Origin of the sequence: Thalassospira sp. GB04J01 (assembly GCF_000751115.1) — a bacterium.
Taxonomy (GTDB): domain Bacteria; phylum Pseudomonadota; class Alphaproteobacteria; order Rhodospirillales; family Thalassospiraceae; genus Thalassospira; species Thalassospira lucentensis.
In genome coordinates this window covers 117,169-136,760 of record NZ_CCDX020000008.1, presented here as the reverse complement: position 1 = coordinate 136,760, position 19,592 = coordinate 117,169, and the positions used below count along the sequence as shown (strand labels likewise).

The window sequence follows — 19,592 nt, the reverse complement described above, 5'->3', positions numbered from 1 at the left end:
CTAAGCCAGTGCGATGCGATTACGCGGTGTGATTTGGGCACGAACCAAATCGGTGCCGTCTTCGTCAAGGGTAATCGCGGCAAATCCATCGCAATATCTGATTTCAACCCGTTCATGCACGCGGCATTCGGTTCGGAACTGAATATCGAGGCTTTCGGGATGAAAGTCTGGTCGATTGTTTCTTCCGGCAATCCCCAGAACCCACTGCATCAGCCGCACATTATTGACGTGCCCATACAGATCAAGGTCCGACGGGCGTGCCTTGATGGTGTCGCACGGGGATAGCGGATCGGTGGTAAAGGGAGCGCGCAGCGGCGCATCAATCAATTTTGGGCCGGGCGGGTTCGGCAGGCGGTCGGAAATCCAGTCGGGCCATTGTGCAGCACGGCGTTCACGCAAATCAAACATCACCCAGAAACTTTGCGCGACACCAATTACATCGCCCTTGGCATTGGTCAGGCGAAAATCACGGGTGGCAACCCGGCGCGATACCCCTGAAGGCCATGTTTCAACCGTGATGTCTTCGCCATTGCCGGGATAGTCGCGAATATGAATGACCATGCGCGACAATACCCATGCGATCCCCTGATCAACCGTGTCGTCATAGGCCAGTTTTAGTATCCGGGCACCCCAACCAGCCGCATCTTGCATGTAATCGGCAAGGGCAGGGAGCATGACTTTGCCATTGTCGCCAATCTCGGAATAGCGGACCCGATATGTCCCGCGCCAACCGCAATTTGCGGGCAAGGGGGCATTGGCAATATGATTCCAGTCAATCGTCATCGGGCAGTCCTTTTAATACGATGGACCTTTATATGGATGATGATAGCCTGTTGGCAAATAAAGTGAGTTGTTTGGGCATCGTCGATGCCCGGTAAGCAAAACCGTTCATTGAAAAACCGAAGGCATGTTATCTTTTTGCTTTCTGTGCTGGATTTGGGGTCTGGCGGAGATGCAGACACGCTGGGGGAAACATGGCGACGCGGACATACACCAAGACCAAACGCGCAGATAAGGAACAAGATACCCATCAAAAGATCATTGATGCGGCATTGTTGCTCTATGGGGGTGTTGGTCCCGCGGCAACGACAATCAGTGCGGTTGCAACCAAAGCATCTGTGCAGCGCCTCACAGTCTATCGCCACTTCCCCAAGGAAGCTGATTTGATGGCAGGCGCGCTAAAGGCATGGTTTGAAAGCAGCCCTATGCCTGACCCGGCAGACTGGCGCGACGGCGTTAACCCGCAAGACTGGCCCATCGCAATTTTGAGCATGCTGTATCATTATTACAGAGAAACCAGTCATGTATGGGTGGGTTTGCAGTCAGACCGTGGAAAGCTTGATGATCTGGACAAGGCATTGATCCGCGCCGATAAACATCTTGCCGTTATCCAAGATGATATCATGCGTCATCTTCCTGCGGCACGACGTGACAATGCTCTTTGCAGGGCCGTTGTTCGTCACAGCGTACAGTTCTCAACCTGGCAGAGCCTGACGGCCAGTGAACTTGATACGGTCGAGATTGCGGCACTGATGGAAGACTGGGTGCGGCATTGCCCCCTAAGTTAACCGTGTAATGGAATTTTGCTGAGCAGATACGTTCATCAATATGATGGAGTTTGACGCATTTTTTTCGTGTCGCCGCGCTTTTTCTTGTTATCAGTGCGTTTGCGTTTTGCCGACATGCTGGGACGTGTTTTTACGCGATATTTCTTGCGCTCGGCGGCTTTGCGCAACAGGGCGAGAAATCGTTCTATCGCATCCTGTTTGTTACGCTCCTGTGTGCGGTGACGCTGGGCGTCAAAGATGATCTCGCCATCGTTGGTCAGTTTGCTTCCAGCAAGTTCACGCAGGCGGTTGCGTACGCGCAAAGGAAGTTCGGTCAGGTCATCAATACGCACGCGCATGTGAACTGCACTCGATACCTTGTTGACGTTTTGTCCGCCGGGCCCCGATGCGCGCACGAACTGAAAATTCAGATGGCGTTCATCCAGATAAAGGCCTTTTTCGATCTCAAGCATGGGCAACCGTAAAAGATTTTCAGGGCGTAACCGGGGCGGTTAACATAACTGAGTGTAGTAGTCGGCTATTAATTGAATTTCGCAATTACTGCGCCTACATTGACGTGGATCTAGCCTGTCAGGGGCGTGACGAGCTGTAAACAGGAAATCGACGGTGCGCTTTTCGCATATTTATATTGGTCTTGGCTGGCTTGCAATTGGATTGGGTGTTGTAGGTGTTTTCCTGCCACTTTTACCAACGACGCCGTTTATGTTGTTGGCCGCTTGGCTTTTTGCCAAGGGATCGCCAAGACTGCACGACTGGATTTGCAATCATCCCCGGTTTGGCGGCCCAATTCGTGACTGGAACAATCATGGTGTCATCAGTCGGCGGGCCAAATATATGGCGATGTTGGCATTCTTTGTTGTGATTGCGGTGTCGCTGATTTTTGTCGAAAGCCGTTGGGTCGTGATGGTTCAGGTGCTGGTCGCTGTTCCGGTCAGTTTGTTTATCCTGTCGCGGCCATCAGAACCCCGGATTGTGAAAGTCACAAATCCAACGGCGGGCAACCCATAAAGCGGATCAATCTGGGGGCACTTGATCTTAGCCGGTCTTCTTGCGGTTGAGTTCGCCTTGGCAGGATTCTTCAAGTTTATCAAGTTCATCAAGTGTCGCATCAATGTCCTCACGCTGTGTGCGAAGCGCATCGCGGCGTTCGTTGATTTTGGACACAAGGATGGTCAACTGGGTGATTTCGCTGCGGTCGCCATCATACAGATCAAGAAGATCACGTATTTCCTTCAGTGAAAAACCAAGCCGCTTGCCGCGCATGATCAGGCGCAAACGCACCCGGTCACGCTGGCTGTAAATGCGGGTTTGTCCCTGACGTTCGGGCTCGATCAGTTCCTGATCTTCGTAAAAGCGGATGGTCCGGGTGGTTACGTCAAACTCGCGGGCAAGATCAGTAATGGAGTAGCTGTCGCTCATGGGGGCTCAATGCTGTTGAAGTTTACGCTTACGTAAACTGAAAGCTACATGCTTTCCGATGCTGCGACAATCGGCAATTGTTTTGGAAACTCGACGCAAAATGTGCTGCCTTCGCCCGGCGTGCTGGTGACGACCAGCGATCCACCGTGCCGATCGACGATCTTTTTGCAAATTGCCAGGCCAATTCCTGTCCCGGCATAATCACCATAGCCATGCAGACGTTTGAAAACCTCAAAAATGGTTTCGTGATATTGCTCTTCAATCCCGATCCCGTTATCGGCGACAAAAACGCGGTAGCTGTTTGGGGTTTCCTTGGCAAATACCTGTACCTTGCCATCTTCGGGGTCACTATATTTCAGGCCGTTGGATACCAAGTTCTGGAACAGCAGCAGTAATTGACTGGCATCGCCGGTGATGGTGGGAAGGGTTCCTTCGCGGATGATATTGCCTTCGGGTGCGGACCCTGCACGTTTGAAGTTGGTCACAAGCGCATCAAACAAGGCTTGCAAAGAAACCGCGTGGAACGGCTTACCATGCCGCCCAACCCGCGACAGGGTCAGAAGGTCATCAATCATGCGCTGCATGCGTTGCGTGCCGTCAACAGCATAATGAATGAATTCATCGGCTGTATCGTCAAGCTGGCCTTCATACCGTCGGGCGATGAGCTGGGTATAGCTTGACACCATGCGCAGTGGTTCTTGCAAGTCATGGGACGCGGCATAGGCAAACTGTTCAAGTTCGCTGTTGGAACGTTCTAGTTCAGCCATGGTGCGCTGAATTTCCATCTCATGGCGTTTGCGTTGGGAAATATCACGCAGGGTAATAATGTAATGATAGCGTTCATCAGCGGAAAAATGACTGATCGCGACTTCCAGAGGTATGTTGCGCCCGCTCGACGTGCAGGCGAGAACCTCGATCACCCCGGTACCAAGATCGGTCAAAAGCCGATCCTTTGGCGGTGGCGAGGGGGTGATGTGTTCGCTGTCAGGTAAAAGGAAGCGAATGATGTTGCGCAGTTCCGGGTCGCCTTCGGGGCCGCAAAGTTCCTGCGCGCGTGCGTTTAGGGGTTCAATATTGCCATCATCTGACGCCACCAGAATGGCATCAATGGTATTTTGCAAAATCGCCCGGGTCCGGCCTTCGCTGCGTCTGGTTTGGGTAACAAGGTCAGCCAATTCGGCGGCCTGCTGTCGAAGCAGTCGGTCGCGTTGAACGGCAAGAGTAACATCGCGAATGGTCAACGAACACAGCGTGCCGTTGTTGCTGGTCTTGATTGGATGGATGCGGATTGATTGCTCCATGCGATCAAAGCTTGCAGCAAATTGCGGCAGGGGCTTTAACGGCAGGGCCCCTTGATTAAGTGATGGGGATATAACGGCGGGCATGCCAAATTTCAGGCAGTCTTCAATCGCCTGACTGACCCGGCCCAATTTAGTTTCAGGAAAAACGTCAACAAGTTGTTTGCCAAGAACTTGATGCGGTGCAAGATCAGATCGGTTCTGCATCCATCTGTTCCAATGGCAAATCGCGCCATCCTGCGAAATCGCCAGCGATCCGGTATCTGCCGTATCAAGCAACGCGGCATAAAGTTCGGCAGCTTTATCTGATCTATTGAGGCTGCCCGATAGCGTTCTGTGGTCCAACGATGTTGGCGTCGTTTTTTTCATTCACCTCGACCCAGTTAACCAAGTGAATTGGCCAGAAAACGACGGACCAGTTCCCTTAGCATCTGGATTGAATCCAGATCCATAACAAACAGGACATATCCATCAATGTCATTTTGACGCAGCATGAATTGCACATGCAAGATCATCAAAACGGGTTTTTTGCCAGTTTGGCTACTTGCGTCATCTTGATCCAGCAACGACCGACTTTCGCGTTTGCGAAATGAGGGCATTGAGCAATTTATCGGTTCACCAAGCACATTTGAAATGCTGCCAAGGCAGGCATTCAAAATGATATTGCCAACTTCCATCAGGGCTTCTTGCTCAAGATCGGTCAAAGCCTCAAGCGGAACGTCGACTTTCAAAAGGCTGCGTACCAGTTCCAGGCTGCGTTCTTCGGGAAAGACCAGCATGGCCTCGCCTTTAAAAGGGCCGTCGAATGTCTGGCTTACGGCAGAAACAATTTCAGTTGGCGCCTTGGCAAGGTCAGTATCAGAGAACCGCTCGACGAAAGTAATGCGCGGAACGGTTAGTTCAACCGGTTGCTCGACCATTTCGGACAAGGATGATGCGGCCCGACCAACACCGATGTTGATCAGTTCACTGATGGTATCATGTTCAAGTTCTGTCAGATCTATCATCGACCCGCTTCCTTGGCCGCGATGTAGTCACGAATTTTTTCTTCGGTCGGTGGCTTTGCCAGAAAATCAACACCGATGCTTTCGGCTTTGTTCTGGATTTCTTTTTGAATATTGGCCGTCAGAAGGGCAATCACGGTATCAGGAAACTGCGCACGTAACTTCTCGCAAAGCTCAAGGCCATTCATGCCGGGCATATTGAAATCGACCAGCAGATAATCGTAGGATTTTTCCGCGACCATCGCCAATGCTTTTGCCGCATCTTCGGCCTCGTCAATTTCCCATCCCGCAAAATTGCTGGATATGAACGCCTTGACCAGCAGCCGGGCGAATTTGCTGTCATCTATGAGCAGGACGGATTTTTGTGGGGCCATTTTGCTTCTCGGATAACCAGACGTTTAAATGTGGTGCGCAGGTTGCGCTTCTTCGTTGGTATTGGCGACTTATGGTTCAATATCGGCCTTGGCGGACAGACGTATAATATGGTGAACAGCCTCATGTGCAGGCAGCGGTGTTGCAATCAGGAAGCCCTGAACTTCGTCACACCCACTGTCGCGTAGAAAGTCCATTTGTTCTATGGTTTCAACACCTTCGGCAACCACTTGCAGGCCAAGATTATGGCCCATGATGATAATCGCGCGCGTGATCGCGGCATCATCGCTATCGACTGTGATGTCGCGGACAAACGACCGGTCAATCTTGATGGAGTTGATCGGCAGGCGTTTAAGATACGCCAAGGATGAATAGCCCGTGCCAAAGTCATCAACCGCGATTTGCAGCCCAAGGTGGCGCAGTTCTTCAAGGATTGTAGCCGATTTCTTGATTTCCTGCATCATCACGGTTTCGGTAACTTCAAGCACGATGCGTGCAGCAGGTGTATTGGTTTGTTCAAGAATACGCGCAATGGTTTGCGTGATCCGGCCTTCCATCAATTGTCGTGGTGACACATTAATCGCAATCGGAACCGGCGGGACATTCGCAGCGTCCCACTCCCCGATCTGACGGCAGACTTCCTCGAAAACCCACTCGCCGATCTTGCCGATCAGTCCGGTTTCTTCTGCCACCGGGATGAACTGCATCGGCGAGATATAGCCGCGCCCCGGATGTTTCCAGCGGATAAGTGCTTCAAGCCCGCAAATCTGATCGGTTTTAAGGTCGACCTTGGGCTGGTAATGCAGTTCAAATTGATTTTTTGCGAGGGCTTCCCGGAGATCATTTTCGATCACAAGGCGCGCCATCGCACTTTCGTTCATCGTCTTGGTAAAGAAGTGATAGGTGCCGCCACCCCCCGATTTCGCGCTATACATCGCAGTATCGGCGTTGCGCATCAATGTTGGGAAATCTTCACCATCGGATGGATAAAGCGCAATGCCAATGGATGGGGTGACAAACAGAATGCGTCCCTTGATATCGAAGGCTGGTGTCAGTGCGTCAAGGACAGCTTGCGACAAATTGGCGGCATCCTGCATTTCCTTTAGATCGGGAATAATGATCAGGAACTCATCCCCGCCAAGACGTCCGACAATTTCCTGACGGCCAATGACCTTTTGCAGTCGCAGCGCCACAGCCTTGAGCAATAGGTCCCCGACATGATGTCCTAAGCTGTCATTGATTACCTTGAAACGATCAAGGTCGATAAAGACAACCGCGGTTGCGCCGTGGCGTCGGTCTTTGTCATCTTGGTGTACCGCCAGTGCATTTGACAGGCTGTGTTCAAGCATGCTGCGGTTCGGCAGGTTGGTCAGCGTGTCGTGGTTGGCCATATAGACCAGCTGTTCTTCATAGCGTTTGCGGACGGTTATGTCGTTTAGAACAGCTGTAATGAGCGGGGTTGCCGCATCAGGGATCGGTCGGAAGGCAAAAGAAACGTCAATCTCGCGTTGGTCTATCCGAATGATGGGTAAGATGATGCGTTTTTCTGTTATCTCAATGCTCGGATCATATGCGGCGAGTTCTTCAAGGGTGTGTTCAAGTGTCGGAATTGATCGCGGGGCGATAAATTCCTGCAAGGCGCGTCCTTGGGGTGTTTCATCACGCATCAACCCCAGTAGGGGCCGGATGGCAGCATTGTATTCGACGATACGACCTGTCGGTGAAATCGTCAGAATCCCGTCAGCAACATTTTGAACAATGGCGTTAAGTTGCGATTCACGGTCTCGGACTTGCTGTTCGGTAACGCGCAGCTTGGTAAGGTTTGTCGAAATGCTGTTGATCAGATTGCGTGTGGTATGCAAAATCATACCGAGCTCATCGCGGTCATGTTTGGCCGGGACGACGATGCTCTGGGGATCGGGGTGTTGCGGGTTAATCTTGCGCAGTGTGGCCGAAATGCGCAAGAGCGGTTTGGTCAGTGTCGCATAGAAAAACGCAACCAATACCAGCCCCAAAAGCAGATTTCGTAAAATGCCTGATGCCAGGATGCGCGTCGCACGATTGATAAAACCCTCGGCAATCAGGTTAGTATCGATTTGAACACTTAAATATCCGACCAGTTCCCTGGTCGGACCTGTTTCAAGGCGAACATCATATTCCTGATTGTCACCAAACATTAGTCTGGTCAGCAGGGAACGGCTGGAACTGCTTGGTGGCTCTGAATGGCGGGCAAGGACATTATCGAAATTGTCGCGCAAGACCGCTTCATAGACAGGCTCATATTCAAACAAGCCGGCAATAACGCGCGAGGCCAGATTTTCATCAAGACCGTACGCCGCCTGTGTCGCGGATTCGCGCAAGGTCGCAAGGACCTGATTAACAGTACGGTCAATCAGGGTTTGTTCTTCGCGAAGATCAAGGGTGATTTGAATAGCACTGAGCAGCAGGCCAATAAGCAGGGTAATGGCGACCGCAATACGTGCCTGTTTTACAGACAGGCGATCCAGCCACTTAAGTTGTTGCTGATCAAGGTTTTCGTCAGACACCCCGAACCCCAAATATTCACTTTTCCCAATCAGTTAAAAGCACACTATGGCGTTGTGTTGTTAAAAGCAATTGTCCCAAGGCCCTAAGAACTGGAAAAGAGCAAAGAAATCTGTATGGTCTGCGCAGAATTTCAAAGGTAAATATCCTATATCTTGCTGGCCGATGTTTCTGCACTGCATCAAACTGGCAATACTACGCAAAAAAATGGGGTTTTAATGGAGTTGCACACAAGGGCCGTGCGTGATAACCCAATGCCCGAGAGAGAACAAGGCCAAGCGCGGGTGCAGCCGCAATCTGGTCCAGCAACCTGTACGGAGTTACACCATGACCTATGTGGTGACGGAAAACTGCATCAAGTGTAAGTATCAGGACTGCGTCGAGGTTTGCCCCGTCGATTGCTTCTATGAAGGTGATAACTTTTTGGTTATTCATCCTGACGAATGCATTGATTGTGGTGTCTGTGAGCCGGAGTGCCCCGCAGAGGCGATTATTCCTGATACGGAACCGAACTTGGACAACTGGTTGGAAATCAACCGGAAATTCGCTGAAGTCTGGCCAAATATTACCCGTAAAGGGGATGCGCCAGCTGATGCGGACGAGTGGAATGGCAAAACGGGTAAAACCGAAATGCTCAGTGAAGCACCTGGTAAAGGTGACTGATCAAGTCGCATAACCATCAAGAATTAAACCATATTTGGGTCAATCCTGTGTCGGCGTTTGGTCCTTTGCATGGCTGCATTGAGCTGGTGACACGGAAAAATTCTGTGAAACACCGGCTCTTTGTGTTATTGTCTCCAACTCGCGTTTAAGGGCTCGACAGGCTCGTTCCGAATTTACCGGATCCCCGTTTAATATCCCCTGTCTGAAACCGCGACTTTGCCAAAAGCTTGGTCGTGTGCCGCTCTTCGCGTCACTGGGTCTATAGTGTTACAGTTGAATGACCAGGTCTCATACGGCCGGAAGGATGCTTGATGTCGGATAAGTTGCCCTTTACTGTTGGCGATTACGTTGTTTACCCCGCGCACGGTGTTGGCTGTGTCGACGGCCTGGAAACCCAGGAAATCGCGGGTCAGGAATTGCGCCTTTATGTAATTACCTTTGAATCCAGCCGCATGACTTTGCGTGTACCGGTTAATAAGGTGGGCAACTCGGGTCTTCGTAAGCTTTCCTCTAAAAAGCAGATGGACTCCGCACTTATTACCCTTAAGGGGCGTGCACGTGTAAAACGCACCATGTGGTCGCGCCGTGCACAGGAATACGAAGCAAAAATCAATTCAGGCGACCCTGTTTCCATCGCAGAAGTCGTGCGCGATCTTCATCGCAGCGCAACCCAGCCGGAACAGTCGTTCTCTGAACGTCAGATTTACGAAGCAGCCTTTGAGCGCCTCGTTGACGAACTGGCTGCGATTGAAAAAATCGATAAGGACAAGGCATCTGGCAAACTTGAAAAGCTTTTGTACAAAGCTGCCTGATTGCAGACGTCTCCTTACACACCTATTTATAAAAACCGGCCCACAAGGTATCCTTGATATCCTCGGGGCCGGTTTTGTTTTTGTTTTAGGCAGGTTACAGCGATGAGTGCAGTTCTGGCGCCGATTAAGCCGGCAGAAAGAATCTGGGTTGTCGGCGCGATCAATGGTGATCATGACGCGTTGCGGGCAGTTCATCAAAAGCTTGCCCCGCGCATCACCCCGGGCGACCGGCTGGTCTATCTTGGGAACTACTGGGGCGATGGATCGGGTGAAACTGTCATCGCCACCATCAATGAGCTTCTGTTGTTTCGTCGCTATTTTATTGCGATTGAAGGCATTGATATCGCTGACATCGTTTTTCTACGTGGTGCATCAGAAGAAATGGTCACCAAGTTGCAACAAATCCAGTTTGCTCCTAACCCGGGTGAAGTTTTTGACTGGATGTTGACGCGCGGTGTTGCTGGTACGATCCGGGCCTATGGTTTTGATCCGGTCAATGTGCAGTCGATTATGCGTCAAGGCGCGCACGCTATTTCGCAATGGACCTCACAATTTGCCGATGCGCTGCGTCGTCACAGCGGGCACAGTGCCCTTTTGGCCGATCTTAAACATGCGGCCTATACCACAGACGGTCGGCTGATCTTTGTCCATGCGGGCCTTGACGGATCGCGTCCTTTGACCGGACAGACTGATACGTTCTGGTGGGGCGGGTCGATGTTCGAAAGCATCACCGACCGGTACTACGATTGTGCGCGTATTGTGCGTGGTGCATCAGGCAGCCAAACCGGATTGATTGAACGTGAATTCACCCTATCACTTGACCATGGTGCGGGGCGTGGTGGGTCGCTTTTGGCACTGGCTCTTGATGGTCAGGGTAAGGTTTCTGATCGCATCGAAAGCATTTAAATACCTTGGCCTTGCCGTCGGTTGGTCGGGACGGTCATTTGATGTGCCGTCCTAAAATACGTTGACGGTTTTCAAGGAGCCAGCGGATATCGTCCGCTGGCTTTTTGATGCACTTTGCCTGAAGTAGACATTGTCATCTCCTGTAGGTGACAACGTATTTCAGGACGTGACATGAATACGAAAAAAGGCAGCATGTGATTATGCTGCCTTTTGATGTTTTGTCCGCTGGTGGTCTTGGTATTGCTAATGCCTGACGACTTTGACCAAAGCGTTGGGGGCAGGGGCCTCGCCTGCGGCCAGGCCGTTAATGGTCGCAAATGTTGCGGCGGGCTCACGGTCAACCTGCATGTCATCAATAAACGTCTGCAAGGTATATTCCGGGTTTGCTGCCCGCACTTTAATGCGAAGCGGCGTGTTGACCTGTTGTTCCTGAGTGGTCAATGGACGGAAGCTGTATGTCGTGCGGCGTAATGCGACGTTATACGAGTCTGCCTTGTCCAAGGGCATGATGAACAGGAACTGATAGGTCGAGTCCTCATGTCGGATAACGACCACGCGCAACCGCGCAGCGCCAGAGCTTAGTGAAACATCAGCACTTCCGGTCGCGGCTTCCTGACCGTTAATATCAAGCATTTCGATATTCTGAAGTGTTATCTGTTTTGAAAATGCGCTTTTAAGATAGTTATCGAGGCGCATGTCTCGCGCTTCGGGCGCTCCTTCAAATACGATTTGCGCCCCTTGTTTGTCGCGCGCGACCACGGCCGTTGGCTGATTAATCATGGAAAAATCATCGGGAACTTCAAACTGGAAGTTAAGCGGGACATGAACGAATTCTGAACCATGAATATAACCCTGGTCCGGGCCGTCGCCATACAGGATGCCATCAATGGCAGTCATGTATCGCACGGTGCCCAGTTCCGGGTTGGCAACCGGGGTGACATTGGCCTGCGCATGGGCTTGTTGGATGCGGTCAAGTGTGCGCGGGTGTGTTGCCATGAAATCAAACTGATCGACGTCATCGGGCGAACGTCCCGCAAGCACGGCCTGAAGGCGCGAATGCGCGCGCAGCTTTTCAAGGAAGGTTGCCATGGCATCGGGATCGTATCCGGCTCGCGTGATATAGCGCACACCCAGCATGTCTGCTTCCAGTTCATGCTCACGCGAGAAGGATTTCAAATAAGCGTTCGCACCGGTGCCAATAATTTCCCCAGCGCCATTGCCTATGGCAACCGAAAGCCCCCCAGCCAAAATTTGGGTAATCATGCCCCGGCTATATCGCTGAGCTGAATGGCGGGCAACCACATGGCCGATTTCATGGGCAAGAACGCCAGCAAGTTCTGCCTCGTTTGAGGCAAGTGCAGTAAGCCCGCGCGTGATGTAGACATATCCGCCCGGAAGCGCAAAGGCGTTGATAACCGGGGAATCAAGAACTGTGAATGTAAACTTCTCATCGGGCGTTTCTGACACGGCGACCAGTTTTTCACCGATTTTAGTGACATAGGCTGGCAGGTCCTTCTCATCGTATTTCCCGCCAAATTCCTTGACCATTTTCGGGTGTTCCTGTGCCCCGATCTTGCGTTCTTCGTCCGGCGACATAAAGGCGGTAAAGCTGTCTTCACCGGTTGCGCGATTGGTCGAACACCCGGCAAGGCCAACCGTAAGAGTGGCCGCCGCAAACAATGCCGCCACGTGTCGTTTGTGTATGGAATGCAGCCAACCCATTGATGTCTTTCCTCTTGTCGCTTTGCCGCGTAAGTTTGAATCAAACGCCAGGCAGAATTTCATGAGAATTGGTAACGCGTGTTGCAGAACCGATCAACACATTCGCAGTCTTTATCCTACGCGGTGAAATTGGGAAATTTTACGGCCAAGGTGGTGCGCGTTTTCAAAGTGATGTTGGTTTTACTGGTTTCTTTGATGCCAGTCAGGAGCGCTCAAGCAAGCGATTGGCGCTGTGGTGCCGGTGTGAATTCTGATGGTGCTGACAGTATGGCTGCCGGGAAAAGGTCATCGTCATGGAGTACGTATCAGTTGTTGCCTCCTGTTGCGGTTGACCAGCTTTTTGCGCCTGATTTTGCAAAACAACCGCTTCGATTGTCTGACGTCGCGTTTGTACCGCAGTTCGAGGCCGCAGCATTTAATTGGCTGAAAAAAGCCAGTCAGGAGCCAGTGGAAATTGCCAAGATTACCGCAAAGGCAGATTACTTTGATCGTCTTCCTGTCCGCATTCGCAGTGGTTCTCCAAACTCCTTTCTGATCTGGCAGGAAGCGCTGTTGTCAAAGGGGTTGGCATTGCTGATGCCTGAAACTTCCGATGATATGGCCCGATTGATTGCAGCAGAAGATACCGCCATTTCCAGTGGGTTGGGTATGTGGCGCGATGATGCGATGCATGAGCCTCCTTATGTCGTTGCAGGTGCCTCAGACAAAACCTTGTGGGGACGGTCAAACCTTGCGGATGTAAAAGATGCGATTGGCCGGTTTGTCGTGGTTGATGCTGTTCTTGTTAGTGTCGAGCATCAGGAATGGCGCAGCTACCTCAATTTCGGGCAGAACTGGCGACATGACTTCACCATCGCGATTGGTTCTGATCTTCGTGATGTATTGATCGGCTCTAAAGAAGCTCTTGATGACTGGATTGGTCGGAAAGTTCGGGTTCGAGGTGTCATAGAAAACCGTGGCGGTCCCTATATTGCACTTCAAAACCTCAATTGGTTGTGCGTTGAGGCACAATAGGTGCTTGTTATTGCCGTCAAAATCATGAGAAAGCTAATTTCTGGCGTTTACCAAACTCAATGAATGAGGTCCCCACGTGCTTTATCCAGACGTTACTCCCCACGCAACCGGCTGGCTTGCCCGTGACGGTGGTCATGAAATCTACTGGGAAGAGGTCGGAAATCCGGATGGCATTCCAGTTGTTTTCCTGCATGGTGGACCAGGGGGGGGGATTTCGGCCAAGAGCCGCCGCTTTTTTGACCCTGCCAGATACCGGGTGATTTTGTTTGATCAGCGTGGTGCGGGAAAATCAAAACCGTTCGGCAGCCTTGAAAACAACACCACAGATCATTTGATTGGGGATATTGAAGCCCTGCGCGAAGATCGTGGCATTGACCGTTGGCTGGTGTTTGGCGGGTCATGGGGATCTACATTGGCGCTGGCATATGGGCAGTCCCATCCCGAGAACGTTCTTGGGTTCGTTTTGCGTGGGATTTTTCTGTGCCGGGAAATGGAAATTGCCTGGTTTATGGACGGCATGGGGCGTTTCTTCCCGGAAGCAGAGCGCAAATTTATCGAGATTGCTGGATTCCAGAAAAATCCGGGTTGGCAGAAATTACTTGATCGCTATGACGATATTTTTGCAGGCAAAGAAGGTGAAGATATCGCAATAGAAGCAGCCCGAGTCTGGTCTGCATTCGAGGCAACCTGCTGTACCCTTTTGCCCGATGATGGCTTGGTCGAAGTCTTCGAGGGTGATCAGATCGCATTGGCCTTGGCAAAACTTGAACATCATTATTTTGTAAATCGGGGCTTTTTTGAACCAGATCAGCTTTTGCGCAATATAGGACGCATTTCGCATTTGCCTGCGATCATTGTTCAGGGGCGCTATGACGTTGTTTGTCCGCCGACCTCAGCATTTTCATTGCATGCGGCTTGGCCGGGTTCTGAGATGTTTGTGGTTGATGATGCTGGTCACGCAGCAAGCGAACCTGGGATTGTTCGTGAACTGGTTCGGGCAACTGACAGATTTGATGGCTCTCGGTTTGCGGGAAAGTAGGATTTTCGTTCCAATGTTTGATTGTGTCTGTTAAATCCTTGGCTAGAATATCTTATTGATTGATCTCATGGGGACGTGATTGATGAAACTGGGCTTGGGGAAACTGCTTGCAGTTTGTGTCTTTTTTGGTTTTTTGGGTACTGCGCACGCGCAGCAGATTTTGGGTAATAACAACGATTCGGGGCTGCTTGAGTTCTCGACCGGTATGGTCGATATCACTCAGGATGAAGAAGCTGCCGAGTTTCGTCTTGATTACCGCGCCCAGCACGCAATGTTTGATGTGACCCGACCGATTGGCGGTGTGATGGTAACGTCGGAAGGTGCGGTTCACGGATATGGTGGTTTGGCTGTTGATGTGCTCTGGGGGGATCACTTCGTCTCGAGTGTCTATACCTCTGTCGGGGCATATCATCAGGGGAACGGTGAAGACCTTGGTCATTGGATCGAGTTTCGCTCTGGTCTTGAGCTTGGTTTCCGCTTTGACAGCCACGAACGTCTGAGCCTTGGCATTGCGCATATCTCAAATGCTAGCATCGGCGATGAAAATCCGGGGACGGAAATTCTGTCGCTGACTTATTCGTTCCCGATCGAACGTATTTTTGAATAGTCGCTTTTAGCGATCAAACATTCAACTTGACCGATTTGCCTAAGTGTATGATGTGGCCTGCCCGACTATAGGGTTACGTTACAGGGTATCGAAGGGCAAATCGGTTATCTTTTGATGCTGTCACAGTTCGTTGATTTTATGACTTTATTGCGGTGAGCAATGATTAAGTGAAATCGAGACAGTCTAACGCCTTGTGATCAGCAAAGCTGCTGATTGATCACACTTTGATTTGCTGCTAAGTCAAGGCTGCCTTTGTGCCGCGCGCCCGTAGCTCAGCAGGATAGAGCACCAGATTCCTAATCTGGGGGCCGTGGGTTCGAATCCCGCCGGGCGCGCCAAATTCCTATTTTCCCTTAATATATATCCCCATAAAGTACATTAAAGTCGGCACGTTTCGGGCTTGCTAAGCATGGTTTTGTGTTTAGGTAAGGGTAGGCGGTAATCTCTACATCTTATGAGTGTGCGGGGATAAAACTTTGCTCGGCTTGAAAAGAAGGTCCATTCTTCACATATCCGTAATAGGTGCGGCACGCATAAAACCGCCAAACAGGACCGCTATTGCATATCGGTCGGGAGGGTATCGTGAAGAACTGGATCAGACTTCCAAATAGCGAAGGAAACTGCATTTCAACACTGGATGGTGGCTCTGGACAAAAACTGTATCAGCGAGAAGTTGGCCGATCCGGTTTTCGGGGGCCATCTGCCCAAATTTACCACAAGCATCCACCTGCGGGTTGGTCGACTTTTGAAGGGCCGTTGCGTCCACGGGCATTTACGCTTGGCAAGCTTGCCGCGGGGCCAGCATGTCCGCTTCAGGCGCGACGTGTTTTGTTTAATGATGCGATGGAAGTTCGGTACTGGAAAACCGATAGCAGAATGCATGCGTTAGCACGCAATGCTGACGGTGATATGCTTTTGTTCGTACACGAAGGTGCTGGGGAACTGTTTTGTGATTACGGACATCTGTCCTATCGCGATGGGGATTATATCCTGTTGCCTCGTGGAACGGCATGGCGGGTTGAGCCAGAAGGCACTTGCGAATTCATGATGATAGAAGCAACGGGGGATGCATTTGGTCTGCCGGATCCAAACAATGTGCCCGGCGGCGTTTCTGTGGATCCGATGCGCTTTACCTTACCCAGCATTGATGATGCGTTTCGCGCCCAGCAAGATGATGCCTTTTGGGAAATCCATATCAAACGCCGTGGGGCGATTTCAACACTGACATATCCCTATAACCCGCTTGATGCTGCGGGCTGGGAGGGGGATTTATGTGTTGTGAAGCTGAACTGGCGCGATTTGGCGCAACGTCGCGCACCGGGGCAAAAGGTTCCGCCTGCGGCCCATTGCACCTTTGTCACCAATAACATGTCGGTCAGCACTTTTGTGCCCAAGGTTGGTGAGGGGCAATCGGGCATGCTGCGCGTACCATTCTATCATTCCAACGAGGACGTTGATGAATTCGTGTTCTACCATCGCGGCGAGTTTTTCAGTCGCGGTGACATCAAGGCCGGTATGGCAACCTTCCACCCCAGTGGTTTCCCACATGGACCCCATCCATGTTCCTATCAGGAAAAAATGATAGAAGCCCCGGTGGAAACGGACGAAGTGGCGGTTATGATCGACAGTCTAGCTTTCCTTAATGTCGATGAAACGATTCCCGATGGTGCTGAATGGAAAGCTTATGTGAAAACTTGGGAAAAAGCTCAGGAAACGCTATAAGCTCTTGATCGGGATCATCGGGCAGTGGCAATGTCATCGCCGCGAGATTTGAGCGCGGCGATGGCCAAAACGTTAATGATTTTGTCAGCTTGTCGCGGTAACTTATGATTTGATCAAGACACAGGCCCTATGGTGTCAAAATAGTCCAAACACCAGACGTTCCGATAGATGGTCGTTGTGGTTTCGCAAAACGTGCAAGCGGCTCAAGAATTATTGTTACCGGAACAGGTTGACCAAAGCCGATAATGACCAAACAGAAGATTGTCCAATCCGTAAGTCATAAAACTCCTGATGCGCCGCAGGCATCAGAACATCCATTGGCATGTCTGCCGCAAAGTTTTCTTTCGCGCGGCGCACGCACACCGTTCACCAGCAAAAGCCTGCGATATGCGCGCGTGGCTGAGGGCAAGGGTGGACGCGCCATGGTCAATTTGCCAGGTCTTGCCGGCGGGCTTGGGACATATGAGTTGCCCCTTGATACCCTGCGTGAAGTCTTTGATCTTTCGGTTCATGACAGGATGTTGTTTGACCGTCTGCTGGAACTTGAAACATTACGCCCGAACACGGTTCTTGAACAGGCACGTGCTGTTGCGATTACCGGCGTTGGTGGTATCGAACTGGCGCGGGTGAACAATGCGCGCGGCCAGGAAGAAAAATCATCTCGTGAACTTGGCCAGCTTGCCGTTTTGCATCAGGCCTTGCTTCAGCTCGGTGGTGCTGCCGTTCAGGACATGAAGCGTGAAGAGCTGCTGACGATGGAAGGGCAGATCCGTGCCCGCAAAGCGCTGAATCGTTTTTCCTCGGAGCACAAGGTTGCCAATGACACTATCATCGACAGTCTTGGCGAGTGGAGCAAAATGTCGGCACCGGTCGGGTTGGCACTTGATGGGTGTCAGGGGCCGTTGCGTGTTCTGGTCAGGGATCTTAAAAAGTTTGCATTAGATGTTGAGGAATGGTCCAATTCTGAACAGGCTGATTTCCGATTTATGGCAGGGCGTATCAGTAGTGCGACCAAGGCAACCTGTGACCACGCGATGAAGCTGATCAGTCAGGTTGATGGGTGGAACAATGAACTTGGCAAGGTCCTGACCAATTGGGAGCGTGCCAAGAATGATATCGCGAAAATGATTGATCATCTTTGGTGGTTGCTTGATGGCTGGCAGGAACTGATCGATCTTTGGCAAAAGCGCCCGGTAAATGACCGTGTGCGCCAACGCGAAATCATCGAAGAGGTCGCAAGTTTCACACCGGTTCTTCCAATCGATGAAATCTCAGTTGAAGAACAGCCATTCTGGATTGATGTCCGCGTGAACCAGATGTTGTGGGCTGGTGAATTGCGTAAATTGGGTAGTGGTGAAATTGATGCGGATATGGTGGATCGTCTCGAACGCTTCAGGAGACAGTCTGCATGAAGATTGAAGAGGCCGGAAAACTCGGTGCTTCGCAGCTCGGTCAATTGTTTGAATCCCTAAGCGGTTCTGAAATCGCCCGGTTTACCCGTGCGATCGAAAGCGACCGTGTCGATCCGAAGCTTCCCCTTCCGCATGAGACGATTCTGCAAATCCTGCGTCCGCGTCTGGCGTCTCTCAAACCGGAACGTTATCCCACACCGATGCGCCAGTTTTGCGATCCGATCGAAGACCTTTTGACGTCGGCAATGCCAAGTGACAAAAGCATTCGCATCAGCCGATCGTCGTTAATGCCGATCTGGAACTTTGTCAGCAGTGCCGCCGGACCCGAATTCCAAAAGGCGATGCGCGATATCGAGGTTGCTGCCGCCGCACGCAATGCTGATAAACTTGCCGCTGCCGAAAGAACGCTTTGGAAGCTGGGCGCACGTTGCATCGAAGATGAGGTCGAAGCGTCTCATAACGGCGTAAAGCAGGAACGTGCCCTTGCAACCCGGCTTGGGTCACGCCTTCATCTTAAGGCCCTGATCGAGATGGGGCAGATTTTGAATGTTGGCGAAGAGATCGCGCAAGTTCGAGACCGGTTCCCGTCCGCACCGATACGTGCCCTTGATCCCAATGATGTTTCCTGGTTGCGGGACCGGTTTGTCGAGATTTCCGAAGCCAAACCGGGGCTGGAGCCGATGTTCCTGCTTGCGGTGCTGGCCCGGCTTTTGCGGCCAAGTGAATTATTCAAGCTGATCCGTGTTCTGTCGAACAAGGCAGATGACCGTACCATCGAAAAAACCAATCTTGCGGAAACCGGCGACCTGATCATTGATCTGCTCGCAGAAACCGTAACCGAGATTGAAGAAGGCGTTGGGACTGGCAAGGACGAAGCCCATATTCTGTCACTCGCACGTTGGTATGCATCTGAGTTTACGCGCATCACCCGCGAATTTAAAATCCGCAAGGACGGTCGCTGGGGGGAAAAGCTGCTTGAAACACGCCGGCGCGTGTCAAAGGCGTTGGCAAATACAATGTTCGGGGCAACACCTGAACGCGTAATTGATGCCTTGCCAAAACTTGAAGTGCGTCAGGGGCCAGGTTCAGGCGCGAAAGGATTGGCAAGGCCAATCTTTGCTCAGGATTTTGATGATGAGAAGGTTCTGGCGGCTGAAAAGTCGGCAGAAGCCATCGCCGAAACAGCACGCATTTCCGATGTGCTTGCCGCACAAAGCTCAGCGGCCAAGGCGGTTGTGGAGCTTAAGAAAAAGCTCAATCAGATCGGTCGTGCGGGCGTTGACGGCATGGGGCGCTTGGCCCCGGAAGAAATCCCGGTTGCCCAGCGAAACCTTATGGCGACGGTACGTTTGCTTGAAATCGTCGATGGCCCCGAAGATGCTGATGTTTTACGTCGACGCGGCATGTCAGCCTTGCGCGCGCTTCAAGGGCAGAAGGCAGGTTAAGGAACCCGTTTTCGGATATCTTGAGTGTGGGTGATGGCTGGAACT

General features: G+C 51.5%; 19 protein-coding genes and 1 tRNA gene. 12 read left to right on the top strand and 8 right to left on the bottom strand.

The window, feature by feature from the left end; genetic code table 11:
* Window positions 1-783, bottom strand: coding sequence for an acyl-ACP thioesterase domain-containing protein (locus AMM48_RS05815; RefSeq protein WP_102783297.1), 783 nt, complete (start codon window positions 781-783; stop codon window positions 1-3).
* Between the two features lie 191 nt (window positions 784-974).
* Here AMM48_RS05815 and AMM48_RS05810 point away from each other — a divergent pair, with 191 nt between their 5' ends.
* Complete coding sequence (locus AMM48_RS05810; RefSeq protein ID WP_102783296.1) at window positions 975-1,568, top strand: TetR family transcriptional regulator; 594 nt, start codon at window positions 975-977, stop codon at window positions 1,566-1,568.
* Window positions 1,569-1,603: 35 nt separating this feature from the next.
* On the opposite strand, the gene arfB is transcribed toward AMM48_RS05810, so the two are convergent.
* A complete protein-coding gene (gene arfB / locus AMM48_RS05805) occupies window positions 1,604-2,020 on the bottom strand; it encodes an alternative ribosome rescue aminoacyl-tRNA hydrolase ArfB (protein WP_102783295.1) in 417 nt (138 codons plus the stop codon).
* Window positions 2,021-2,174: 154 nt separating this feature from the next.
* Between arfB and AMM48_RS05800 the strand changes: the two genes are divergently transcribed.
* Window positions 2,175-2,576 carry a YbaN family protein gene (locus AMM48_RS05800; protein ID WP_102783294.1) on the top strand — a complete coding sequence of 134 codons (402 nt, stop codon included), beginning with the start codon at window positions 2,175-2,177 and terminating at the stop codon, window positions 2,574-2,576.
* 27 nt (window positions 2,577-2,603) lie between these two features.
* Here AMM48_RS05800 and AMM48_RS05795 read toward each other — a convergent pair whose 3' ends face one another.
* From AMM48_RS05795 to AMM48_RS05775, 5 genes are all read right to left on the bottom strand, one after another.
* Window positions 2,604-2,987 (bottom strand): MerR family DNA-binding transcriptional regulator, encoded by a 384-nt coding sequence (locus tag AMM48_RS05795; RefSeq protein WP_102783293.1) that lies wholly within the window; start codon window positions 2,985-2,987, stop codon window positions 2,604-2,606.
* Window positions 2,988-3,031: 44 nt separating this feature from the next.
* Window positions 3,032-4,654, bottom strand: coding sequence for an ATP-binding protein (locus AMM48_RS05790; RefSeq protein WP_102783292.1), 1,623 nt, complete (start codon window positions 4,652-4,654; stop codon window positions 3,032-3,034).
* A 14-nt stretch (window positions 4,655-4,668) separates the two neighbouring features.
* Window positions 4,669-5,292 carry a chemotaxis protein CheC gene (locus tag AMM48_RS05785; protein ID WP_101299107.1) on the bottom strand — a complete coding sequence of 208 codons (624 nt, stop codon included), beginning with the start codon at window positions 5,290-5,292 and terminating at the stop codon, window positions 4,669-4,671.
* Window positions 5,289-5,663 carry a response regulator gene (locus AMM48_RS05780; RefSeq protein ID WP_102783291.1) on the bottom strand — a complete coding sequence of 125 codons (375 nt, stop codon included), beginning with the start codon at window positions 5,661-5,663 and terminating at the stop codon, window positions 5,289-5,291. The genes AMM48_RS05785 and AMM48_RS05780 overlap by 4 nt, the downstream gene beginning before the upstream one ends.
* Window positions 5,664-5,732: 69 nt before the next feature.
* Complete coding sequence (locus tag AMM48_RS05775; protein WP_244271126.1) at window positions 5,733-8,207, bottom strand: EAL domain-containing protein; 2,475 nt, start codon at window positions 8,205-8,207, stop codon at window positions 5,733-5,735.
* A gap of 325 nt (window positions 8,208-8,532) precedes the next feature.
* Between AMM48_RS05775 and fdxA the strand changes: the two genes are divergently transcribed.
* From fdxA to AMM48_RS05760, 3 genes are all read left to right on the top strand, one after another.
* Window positions 8,533-8,868, top strand: a complete 336-nt coding sequence (gene fdxA / locus AMM48_RS05770; protein ID WP_022731065.1) for a ferredoxin FdxA — start codon at window positions 8,533-8,535, stop codon at window positions 8,866-8,868.
* Between the two features lie 311 nt (window positions 8,869-9,179).
* The gene (locus tag AMM48_RS05765) at window positions 9,180-9,680 is read left to right on the top strand and encodes a CarD family transcriptional regulator (protein ID WP_022731066.1); all 501 of its coding nucleotides are present in this window, start codon (window positions 9,180-9,182) and stop codon (window positions 9,678-9,680) included.
* Between the two features lie 102 nt (window positions 9,681-9,782).
* A complete protein-coding gene (locus AMM48_RS05760) occupies window positions 9,783-10,586 on the top strand; it encodes a hypothetical protein (protein ID WP_102783289.1) in 804 nt (267 codons plus the stop codon).
* A 243-nt stretch (window positions 10,587-10,829) separates the two neighbouring features.
* On the opposite strand, the gene AMM48_RS05755 is transcribed toward AMM48_RS05760, so the two are convergent.
* Window positions 10,830-12,308 carry a M48 family metalloprotease gene (locus AMM48_RS05755; RefSeq protein ID WP_102783288.1) on the bottom strand — a complete coding sequence of 493 codons (1,479 nt, stop codon included), beginning with the start codon at window positions 12,306-12,308 and terminating at the stop codon, window positions 10,830-10,832.
* 309 nt (window positions 12,309-12,617) lie between these two features.
* On the opposite strand from AMM48_RS05755, the gene AMM48_RS05745 reads away from it, so the two are divergent.
* The 7 genes from AMM48_RS05745 to AMM48_RS05715 all read left to right on the top strand — a co-directional run bounded on the left by AMM48_RS05745 (window position 12,618) and on the right by AMM48_RS05715 (window position 19,547).
* Window positions 12,618-13,322: a hypothetical protein gene (locus tag AMM48_RS05745; protein ID WP_102783286.1), complete on the top strand. Its 705-nt coding sequence runs from the start codon at window positions 12,618-12,620 to the stop codon at window positions 13,320-13,322.
* Between the two features lie 76 nt (window positions 13,323-13,398).
* Complete coding sequence (gene pip, locus AMM48_RS05740) at window positions 13,399-14,361, top strand: prolyl aminopeptidase (RefSeq protein WP_102783285.1); 963 nt, start codon at window positions 13,399-13,401, stop codon at window positions 14,359-14,361.
* An 82-nt stretch (window positions 14,362-14,443) separates the two neighbouring features.
* Window positions 14,444-14,968, top strand: a complete 525-nt coding sequence (locus AMM48_RS05735; RefSeq protein ID WP_101299122.1) for an acyloxyacyl hydrolase — start codon at window positions 14,444-14,446, stop codon at window positions 14,966-14,968.
* A 261-nt stretch (window positions 14,969-15,229) separates the two neighbouring features.
* A tRNA-Arg gene (locus tag AMM48_RS05730) sits at window positions 15,230-15,306 on the top strand.
* 244 nt (window positions 15,307-15,550) lie between these two features.
* Window positions 15,551-16,690 carry a homogentisate 1,2-dioxygenase gene (locus AMM48_RS05725; RefSeq protein ID WP_102783284.1) on the top strand — a complete coding sequence of 380 codons (1,140 nt, stop codon included), beginning with the start codon at window positions 15,551-15,553 and terminating at the stop codon, window positions 16,688-16,690.
* 245 nt (window positions 16,691-16,935) lie between these two features.
* On the top strand, window positions 16,936-18,102 hold the full coding sequence (locus AMM48_RS05720) for a hypothetical protein (RefSeq protein WP_022731073.1): 1,167 nt from the start codon (window positions 16,936-16,938) through the stop codon (window positions 18,100-18,102).
* Window positions 18,099-19,547 carry a hypothetical protein gene (locus tag AMM48_RS05715; protein WP_102783283.1) on the top strand — a complete coding sequence of 483 codons (1,449 nt, stop codon included), beginning with the start codon at window positions 18,099-18,101 and terminating at the stop codon, window positions 19,545-19,547. Before AMM48_RS05720 ends, AMM48_RS05715 begins: the two co-directional genes overlap by 4 nt.
* The last annotated feature ends 45 nt before the right edge of the window (window positions 19,548-19,592 follow it).